Source organism: Microbacterium sp. (assembly GCF_047606385.1).
In the GTDB taxonomy this organism is placed as follows: domain Bacteria; phylum Actinomycetota; class Actinomycetes; order Actinomycetales; family Microbacteriaceae; genus Microbacterium.
The window spans coordinates 21,976-31,411 of the sequence record NZ_JASGEL010000092.1 but is presented as its reverse complement, the minus strand read 5'-3'; the positions used below and the strand labels follow the sequence as shown (position 1 = coordinate 31,411).

The window sequence follows — 9,436 nt, the reverse complement described above, 5'->3', positions numbered from 1 at the left end:
GCACGATCGCCGGCGGCGCGGTGGGCGCCGCGCTGCGCCGTCGGGCCGACCGCACCCCGCTGCGCCCGCTCGACCGGGTCCTCGGCGGTGCGCTGAGCCTCGTCGTGGCGGCGCTGTCGGTGTCGCTCGTCGCCCAGTCGGTCGCGCTGGCCGGCATCCCGGGCCTGTCCGCCGCCGTCTCGTCGTCGCAGGTGGTTCGCGCGATCGACGCGCTGACGCCGACCCCGATCTCCAGCGCGCTCGCGCAGCTGCGCCAGGAGGTCCTGGCCGACGGGCTGCCGACGCTCGGCGAGCTCATCGACCTGGGCCCGAGCACGTCGACCTCGGCGGCGATCGATCTCGACGACCCCGACCTGGACGCCGCGGCCGATGCGGTCGCGCGGGTCTCCGGCACCGCCTACGCGTGCGGCGAGACGCTCACCGGCACCGGCTTCGTCATCGCCGACGACCGGGTGATCACGAACGCCCACGTCGTGGCCGGGATCTCCTCGCCCGTCGTGGAGCTGCCCGGCAAGGGCGCCGCCGAGGGCGAGGTGGTCTACTTCGACCCGATCGACGATCTCGCCGTGATCGCCGTGGACACGCAGGACGCCCCCGTGCTCGAGCTGGCCGACACGCTGCAGGCGGGGGACTCGGCCGTCATCGACGGCTATCCCTACGGCGGGCCGTTCACCACCAGCACCGCGGTGGTGCGATCGGTCGGCACGGCGAATGTGCCCGACATCTACGACGACTCCAGCTCGCCGCGCGAGATCTATGCCCTCGCGGCGACCGTGGCGCCGGGGAACTCGGGCGGGCCGCTGCTCACCGCGGACGGCGACGTCGCCGGCCTGGTGTTCGCCCGCGCCGACGACGGCTCGCAGATCGGATACGCCATGACCGTCGCCGAGCTCGAGCCGGTCGTCGCGCAGGCGCCTGCGGCCACGGCGGCCGTGTCGACGGGGGACTGTGCCGGGTAGCCCCGGGCGATAGGCTGGCCGCGTCCTGCCCCTGACGGGAGAGTTCATGACCGAGCCCCGTTCCGAAGGTCTCCGCGTCGGCCCGCTCGACGCGCACCACACGGCCCTCGGCGCCGCGTTCACCGACTTCGCCGGCTGGCGGATGCCGGTGCGCTACGGCTCGGATCTCGCCGAGCACCGCGCCGTGCGGGAGGCCGCGGGCCTGTTCGACATCTCGCACATGGCCGAGTTCGTGATCGAGGGACCGGATGCGGCGGCCTTCCTCGACTACGCGCTCTCGGGCCGTCTCACCGACCTGCCGGTGGGGAGGGCCGCGTACTCCCTGGTGCTCGCCGCCGACGGCGGTGTCGTCGACGACGTCGTGGTCTACCGGCTCGACGAGGCCTGGTTCCTGGTGATCGCCAACGCCGGCAACCGGGCGCCGGTGGCGGCCGCGCTGAGCGAGCGCGCCGCCGGCTTCCGCGTTCTCGTCGAGGACGCGAGCGACAGCTTCGCGCTGCTGGCGCTGCAGGGGCCGCAGGCGCAGCGGGTGCTCGACGCGATCGGTCTCACCGAGCTGGAACGGCCGCTCGCCGAGGTGCCGCGCTACGCGGCGACGCGGGGCACGTTCGCGGGGGATCAGGTGCTCGTCGCCCGCACCGGCTACACCGGTGAGGACGGCTTCGAGCTGCTCGTCCCGGAGGCCGCCGCCGGCGAGCTGTGGGAGGCGCTGCTGCGCGCGGGCGAGCCGTTCGGGCTCCTGCCCGCCGGGCTCGCCGCCCGCGACACGCTCCGGCTGGAGGCGGGCATGCCGCTGTACGGGCACGAGCTCGGCCTCGGCATCCGGCCTGCCCAGGCGGGACTCGCCCGTTTCGTCGCCCTCGACAAGCCCTCGTTCGTCGGCAGGGACGGCGTGAGGCCGCGCGACGACGCACCGGTGCTCGTCGGCCTCATGGCCGAGGGACGACGCGCCGCCCGCGCCGGCTACCCGGTCCGCTCCGGGGAGGCCGTCGTCGGCGCCGTGACCAGCGGCATCCTGAGCCCGACTCTCGGCGTCCCCCTCGCCATGGCCTTCGTCGCGCCGTCGTCGTCGGCGCTCGGCACCGCGCTCGAGCTCGATGTGCGTGGCACGAGACTGCCCGCCACCGTCACCCGCCTGCCCTTCTACCGGAGGAAACCATGACCGTCGACCCGGACGCCCTGTCCTTCACCCCCGAGCACGAGTGGGTCGCCCTCGAGGGCGCCATCGCGACGTTCGGCATCACCGACTACGCCGCCGCGCAGCTGGGCGACATCGTCTACGTCGAGCTGCCGGCGGTGGGCGGCACCGTCACCGCCGGGCAGGTGTGCGGTGAGATCGAGTCGACCAAGTCCGTCGGCGAGCTGTACGCCCCGGTCACCGGTCGCGTGCTCGAGGTCAACGGGGCGGTCGACGTCGACCCGGCGCTCGTGAACGGCGACCCGTACGGCGCGGGATGGCTCGTGCGCGTCGAGCTCGCCGGCGACGCCCCGACCGGCCTGCTCGATCGTGCCGCCTATGTCACGTTGACCGGCGCCGCCGCATGACGAGCTCGTTCGCGCAGCGGCACATCGGGACGGATGTCGCGGCGCAGCGCGCGATGCTCGACGTGCTCGGCTACGACAGCGTCGCGGCGCTCGTGTCGGCCGCGGTGCCGGCCGCGATCCACCTGCGACCCCGCGCCACGAGCGATCTGCTGGCGCCCGCGACCGAGCGCGCCGCCCTCGACGAGCTGCGTGCGCTCGCGGCGGTGAACCGGCCGGCGCGGGCGATGATCGGCCTGGGCTACTACGACACCGTCACCCCGGCCGTCATCGCCCGGAACGTGCTGGAGAACCCGTCCTGGTACACCGCCTACACGCCGTATCAGCCGGAGATCTCGCAGGGCCGGCTCGAGGCGCTGATGAACTTCCAGACGATGGTCGCCGATCTGACCGGGCTTCCGGTCGCCGGCGCGTCGATGCTGGACGAGGCGACCGCGGCGGCCGAGGGGATGCTGCTGGCACGGCGCGCGTCGCGCTCGGCGTCCGAGGTCTTCCTCGTCGACGCCGACGCGCTGCCGCAGACCAAGACGGTGCTGCATCACCGCGCGGCGGCGCTCGGCATCCACGTGCATGAGGTGGCGTTCACCGCCGCCGCCGAGGTGCCCGAGGCATTCGGCGTCCTCGTGCAGTACCCCGGTGCGTCCGGACGGGTCTGGGATCCCGCGGACGTGATCGCCGCCGTGCAGGCGGCGGGCGGCGTCGCCGTGGTCGCCGCCGACCTGCTGGCGCTCACGCTGCTGCGCTCACCCGGTTCGCTCGGCGCCGATGTCGCGGTCGGCACGACGCAGCGCTTCGGGGTGCCGATGGGCTTCGGCGGCCCGCACGCCGGGTACCTGTCGGTGCGGGCCGGGCTGGAGCGGCAGCTGCCGGGGCGACTGGTCGGCGCGTCTCAGGATGCCGCGGGCCGTCCTGCCTACCGGCTCGCCCTGCAGACGCGGGAGCAGCACATCCGCCGCGAGAAGGCCACGAGCAACATCTGCACCGCCCAGGTCCTGCTCGCGGTGATGGCGGCGATGTACGCCGTCTACCACGGGCCGGAGGGGCTCACCGCGATCGCGAGCGACATCGCGCGGAAGACTTCGGCGCTGGCGGGGCTGCTGCGGGACTACGGCTTCGCGGTGCACCACGACGCGGTGTTCGACACGATCCGGGTGACCACGCCGGGCCCCTCGAAGACCGTGATCGACCGGGCGCGGGCGAGCGGCTACCAGCTCGCGTGGATCGACGACGCCACCGTCGGGGTCGCCGTCGACGAGACCACCGACGGGCACGACCTCGCCGCGGTCGCCGTGGCATTCGGCATCCCGGACCCCGGCCCGGAGGGGCTGCCGTGGCGGGACGCCGAACCGCTCGCGGCCGTTCCCGTCGCCCTGCGGCGCGACGACGCCTTCCTCACGCATCCGGTCTTCCACGCGCACCGCAGCGAGACCGCGATGATGCGCTACCTGAAGACGCTCGCCGACCGCGACTACGCACTCGACCGCGGCATGATCCCGCTCGGCTCGTGCACCATGAAGCTGAACGCGGCGGCCGAGATGGCGGCGGTGTCGTGGCCCGAGTTCGCGCGCGTGCATCCGTTCGCGCCCGAGGGCGACGTGCGCGGGTCGCTGGCGCTCATCGAGCAGCTGGAGACGTGGCTGGCCGAGCTCACCGGATACGACGCCGTGTCGCTGCAGCCCAACGCGGGATCGCAGGGCGAGCTGGCGGGCCTGCTCGCGATCCGCCAGTACCACGACGCGAACGGCGAGGCGAATCGGCGGGTGTGCCTGATCCCGTCGTCCGCCCACGGGACGAACGCGGCGTCCGCGGTGCTCGCAGGTCTGCGCGTGGTCGTGGTGGCGTGCGACGACGCCGGCAACGTCGACCTCGCCGACCTGCGCGAGAAGATCGCCGCGCATGCCGGCGAGCTCGCGGCGCTGATGATCACCTACCCGTCCACGCACGGGGTGTACGAGCACGACGTCCTCGAGATCACCCAGGCCGTGCACGACGCGGGCGGTCAGGTGTACGTCGACGGCGCGAACCTGAACGCCCTGCTCGGATACGCCCGGTTCGGCGATCTCGGCGGCGACGTGTCGCACCTGAACCTGCACAAGACGTTCGCGATCCCGCACGGCGGCGGCGGCCCGGGTGTCGGCCCGGTGGCGGCGAAGGCGCACCTCGCGCCGTATCTTCCCTCGCACCCGCTGTCGCAGCGGGCCGACCACGCCGGCGGCTTCGTGTTCGACGGGGGACCGGTCTCGGCGGCGCCGCACGGCTCGGCATCCGTGCTGCCCATCTCGTGGGCGTACATCCGGATGCTGGGCGTCGAGGGGCTGCGCGAGGCCACCGGTGCCGCGGTGCTCGCGGCGAACTACCTCGCCGCACGCCTGCGAGACGTCTTCCCGGTGCTCTACACGGGCGACGGCGGCCTGGTGGCGCACGAGTGCATCCTCGACCTGCGCCCGCTGCGGGCCGAGACCGGCATCACCGTCGACGACGTCGCCAAGCGCCTGATCGACTACGGCTTCCACGCCCCGACGATGTCGTTCCCCGTCGCGGGGACGCTGATGGTCGAGCCGACGGAGTCGGAGGACCTCGCCGAGCTCGACCGCTTCGTCGAGGCGATGCTCGCGATCGAGGCGGAGGCGCGGGCGGTCGCCGCCGGGCGCTGGCCGGCCGAGGACAATCCGCTCGTGAACGCTCCGCACACGGCAGCGGCGATCGCGGCCGACGACTGGCCGCATCCCTATTCGCGTGAGGTGGCGGTGTACCCCGTTCCCGCGCTGCGGCACGCGAAGTACTGGCCGCCCGTGCGCCGGATCGACAACGCCTTCGGCGACCGCAACCTGGTGTGCACGTGCCCGCCGCCCGACGCCTTCGCCTGACTCGCCCCGCTCCGCCCGCGCCCGCCGCACTCGCCCATTCCGCGAGACCGCATCTGCGCGCCGAGAACGTGGGGTGACACCACTGTCTCGGCGCGCAGATGCGGTCTCGCGGAGTCGGCGTCCTCTCCTCCCCAGGCGGCACGCGAACGACGATCGTCCAGGTCCTGGGGATCGCCCGCCCGCGATGCACGCGCCGGTGACAGCGTCATGACATGACCCAGCCGCTGATGGCCTTCGCTCCCCGGGCCGCCGTGCCGCCGCCCTTCCCCCTCCTGCTCGCGCGTGACGTGCCGCATCCCGAACGCGCGGTTCGGCGAGGCGAGCTCGTGCCGGTGCGCCGGGGGATATACGCCGCCGCGGCGGCCTGGCGCTCAGCGCCGCCGTGGGATCGCTACCTCGCCCGGGTGCACGCCTTCGCCCTCGTGCACCCGGATGCCGTGTTCTGCCTCGAGTCGGCGGTCACGCTCACCGGCTTCCCGATCTTCGGGGACCCGGGTGTGGTGCACATCCTGCGCGACGACAAGGGCACCGCCGGCGTCGGTGCGGACGTTCGCGTCCACACGGCTGCGAACCCGCGCGAGATCCTGGACCTCGGCGGACTCGCGGTCACCGCTCCGGTCGAGACCGCGGTCGACATCGCCCGCTGCCGACCGCCCGCGGCGGCCCTCGCGGTCGCCGACGCCGTGCTGCGTCTCGACGAGACGGTCAGCGTCGAACGGCTCGTGGCCACGAACGAGTCGCGCGCCAGCAGTCGCGGTCACCGGCGCGCGCGGTGGGCGCTGCATCGTGCGACTCCGCTCGCCGAGTCGACGCTCGAATCCGTCAGCCGCGCGGCGATCGAGTGGCTCGGGCTTCCGGAACCCGAGCTGCAGCACTGGTTCACGTCGCGCACCGGGGAACGCGACCGGTCCGACATGTGGTGGCGCGACGACAAGGTGGCGGGCGAAGCCGACGGGGACGTGAAGTACGACGGCCGGTTCGGCGACGCGACGACGGCGCTGCGCGGGCGGCGCCGCCGCGACGGCCGGCTGCGGGAGCACGTGCGCAGCGTCGCTCACTGGGCGTGGGACGAGGTGCGCGACGTCACCCAGCTGCGGGCGATCCTGCTCGGGGCCGGCGTGCGCCGCATCCGCCCCGAGGACACGGCACGACTGCTCGAGTTGCGCCGCACCCTGGCCGGGGGCATTCCGACACCGCCGAGACCGCATCTGCGCGCCGAGACAGTGGCGTCCCCCCACGGTTTCGGCGCGCAGATGCGGTCTCGCGGGATGTCGTGACCGGCGGCGCGACCGGTGCAGGCGACCGCGTCAGGCGAACACGGTGGGCCACCACGACACGGCCAGCGGGTACCCGACGAAGGCGATCACGTCGATCAGCGTGTGCGCGATGACGAGCGGCATCACCCGGCCCCAGCGCCGGTAGCACCAGCCGAAGACGACGCCCATCGCGAAGTTCCCCACGATCGATCCGACGCCCTGATAGGCGTGGTAGACGCCGCGCAGCCCCGCCGTGGCGAGGATGATCGTCCACCATCCCCAGCCGAGCCGCCGCAGGCGGTCGAAGAGATAGCCGATGAAGACGGTCTCCTCGGTGATCCCGGCGCGCACCGCCGCCAGCACCAGCAGCGGCACCGTGTACCAGGCGGAGTCGAGCGGGGATGCCGAGACCTGCAGCGTGACGCCGAGCAGGCGGCCGACGACGTACAGCGCGAGCCCCGGGATGCCCATCGCGGCCAGCAGCAGGACGCCGCCGCCCAGGTCGCCGCCGAATCGGCGGAAGTCGAGGCCGATCCGGCGCAGCGCGTTCCCGCCGGGTTCCCAGAGCAGGTAGACGATCAGCGCCACCGTCGCGAGCGCGAAGAAGACCGCGAGGAACTGGTACAGGACGGTCCAGAAGTCGGCGCTGGAGGCCGACGGGTTCAGCGACGTGGACTGGTCGCCGATCGAGGCCTGTGTCTCGATCGCCTGCTGCACCGTGCGCATGAACGACAGCAGCGAGTACAGCGCCGACTGCCCGACCGAGATCGCGAGGACGAGCACGACCTCCCAGCCGAAGCGGGTGCGAGCAGAGACGGCAGCCCGCGGCGGGTCCCAGGCGCGGATCATGGCGGGGCTCACGTGCACAGCCTGGCATATCCGCTTAGCAGCTCCGGACAACCCTTAGTCGTACTGAGCCGGAGTGTCACTGCGGATGAAACTCCGGTTCACAAGGAATCAATACGGAGAAATATGCCGTCGATATCCGCATATGCGGATAAGAAGCGTGTTCGCGGCAATAGTAGCGGATTGTATCGTTCCGCGCATCGACCTCCCGTATCGGACGGCACATGCTTAGGGTCTTCCTATTCACGGCATGGCCGGTGTTCAGCCACGCGCGGACACGGGTCGTGCCGCATCCATATCCCTTGCACAGGAGGTAACAGTGAAGCGCAGGAAGATCGCACTCGCGGCGGTCGCGCTCGTCGGCGCCGGGGCCCTCGCCCTCGCCGGCTGCGCGAGCAGCGGATCATCGTCGAGCACCAACGATTCGGCGATCATCACCACGAACGGTTCCGAACCGCAGAACCCGCTGATCCCGACGAACACGAACGAGACCGGCGGCGGCAAGATCATCGACGAGATCTTCGCGGGCCTGGAGTACTACGACGCCGACGGCAACCCGGTGCTCGACATGGCCGACTCGATCACGACCGACGATCCGCAGCACCTGACCGTCACGTTGAAGCAGGGTGAGAAGTTCACCAACGGCGAGGAGGTCACCGCCGACAGCTTCATCAATGCCTGGAACTACGGCGCGAAGTTGTCCAACAATCAGCTCAACAGCTACTTCTTCGAGGACATCGAGGGTTTCAGCTACGACGAGGACAGCGAGCTGACCGGTCTGCAGAAGGTCGACGACTACACCTTCACGATCGCACTGAACAAGCCGGCGTCCGACTTCGCACTGCGGCTGGGCTACTCGGCCTTCTATCCGCTGCCGTCGGTCGCATACGACGACATGGACGCGTTCGGCGAGGACCCGATCGGCAACGGCCCGTACAAGCTGGCCTCAGACGATGCCTGGCAGCACGACGTGCAGATCGACCTCCTCAAGAACGACGACTACACGGGTGGCCGACAGGCGCAGAACGGCGGGCTCACGTTCACGTTCTACGCGTCGCAGGATGCCGCGTACGCCGACCTGTTGGCCGGGAACGTCGACGTGATCGACGGCATCCCGTCGTCGGCCCTCGCCACCTTCGAGTCCGACCTCGGTGACCGCGCGGTCAACCAGCCCGCGGCGATCTTCCAGTCGTTCACGATCCCGGACAGCCTCGCGCACTTCTCGGGCGAGGAAGGCCAGCTGCGACGTCAGGCGATCTCGATGGCGATCGACCGTGACACGATCACGGACACGATCTTCCAGGGCACGCGTACGCCCGCCAGCGACTTCACCTCGCCCGTGATCGCCGGCTGGTCCGACTCGCTGACCGGCGCCGAGGTGCTGGCGTACAACCCGGACGAGGCGAAGGCGCTGTGGGCCCAGGCCGACGCGATCTCGCCGTGGTCGGGCACGTTCCAGATCGCGTACAACTCCGACGGCGGCCACCAGGAGTGGGTCGACGCGGTCGTCAACTCGATCAAGAACACGCTCGGGATCGACGCCTCCGGTGCGCCGTACGTCGACTTCGCGTCGTTCCGCACCGCCGTCACCGACCGCACCGTGGGCACCGCGTTCCGCACCGGCTGGCAGGCCGACTACCCCGGCCTGTACAACTTCCTCGGCCCGCTCTACGCGACCAACGCGAGCTCGAACGACGGCGACTACTCGAGCGCCGAGTTCGACGAGCTGCTCAGCGAGGGCATCTCGTCGACCGACTCCGACACCCAGAACGACTACTTCCAGCAGGCGCAGGAGGTCCTCCTGCAGGATCTTCCGGCCATCCCGCTGTGGTACTCGAACGTCGACGGCGGCTACGCCGACACGGTCTCGAACGTCCAGTTCGGCTGGAACTCGGTTCCGCTCTACTACGCGATCACCAAGGGCTGACGTCCGATCGCAGCCGCGAGGCGGTGACTCCCGTCACCG

Annotated in this window: 7 protein-coding genes; 6 read left to right on the top strand and 1 reads right to left on the bottom strand. The window is 71.6% G+C overall.

What is annotated here, in order from left to right:
- The 5 genes from QM626_RS08970 to QM626_RS08950 all read left to right on the top strand — a co-directional run.
- Positions 1-959, top strand: a 959-nt coding sequence (locus QM626_RS08970; RefSeq protein ID WP_415076162.1) for a MarP family serine protease, incomplete at its 5' end; no start/stop codon positions are given.
- A 46-nt stretch (positions 960-1,005) separates the two neighbouring features.
- Complete coding sequence (gene gcvT, locus QM626_RS08965; RefSeq protein WP_415076160.1) at positions 1,006-2,121, top strand: glycine cleavage system aminomethyltransferase GcvT; 1,116 nt, start codon at positions 1,006-1,008, stop codon at positions 2,119-2,121.
- On the top strand, positions 2,118-2,504 hold the full coding sequence (gene gcvH, locus QM626_RS08960) for a glycine cleavage system protein GcvH (protein ID WP_415076158.1): 387 nt from the start codon (positions 2,118-2,120) through the stop codon (positions 2,502-2,504). The genes gcvT and gcvH overlap by 4 nt, the downstream gene beginning before the upstream one ends.
- Complete coding sequence (gcvP, locus tag QM626_RS08955) at positions 2,501-5,368, top strand: aminomethyl-transferring glycine dehydrogenase (RefSeq protein WP_415076156.1); 2,868 nt, start codon at positions 2,501-2,503, stop codon at positions 5,366-5,368. Before gcvH ends, gcvP begins: the two co-directional genes overlap by 4 nt.
- A gap of 212 nt (positions 5,369-5,580) precedes the next feature.
- Positions 5,581-6,645: a hypothetical protein gene (locus tag QM626_RS08950; RefSeq protein ID WP_415076154.1), complete on the top strand. Its 1,065-nt coding sequence runs from the start codon at positions 5,581-5,583 to the stop codon at positions 6,643-6,645.
- A gap of 30 nt (positions 6,646-6,675) precedes the next feature.
- Here QM626_RS08950 and QM626_RS08945 read toward each other — a convergent pair whose 3' ends face one another.
- Positions 6,676-7,485, bottom strand: a complete 810-nt coding sequence (locus QM626_RS08945; protein WP_415076152.1) for a CPBP family intramembrane glutamic endopeptidase — start codon at positions 7,483-7,485, stop codon at positions 6,676-6,678.
- A 304-nt stretch (positions 7,486-7,789) separates the two neighbouring features.
- Here QM626_RS08945 and QM626_RS08940 point away from each other — a divergent pair, with 304 nt between their 5' ends.
- A complete protein-coding gene (locus QM626_RS08940) occupies positions 7,790-9,397 on the top strand; it encodes a peptide ABC transporter substrate-binding protein (RefSeq protein WP_415076150.1) in 1,608 nt (535 codons plus the stop codon).
- Positions 9,398-9,436 lie beyond the last annotated feature (39 nt).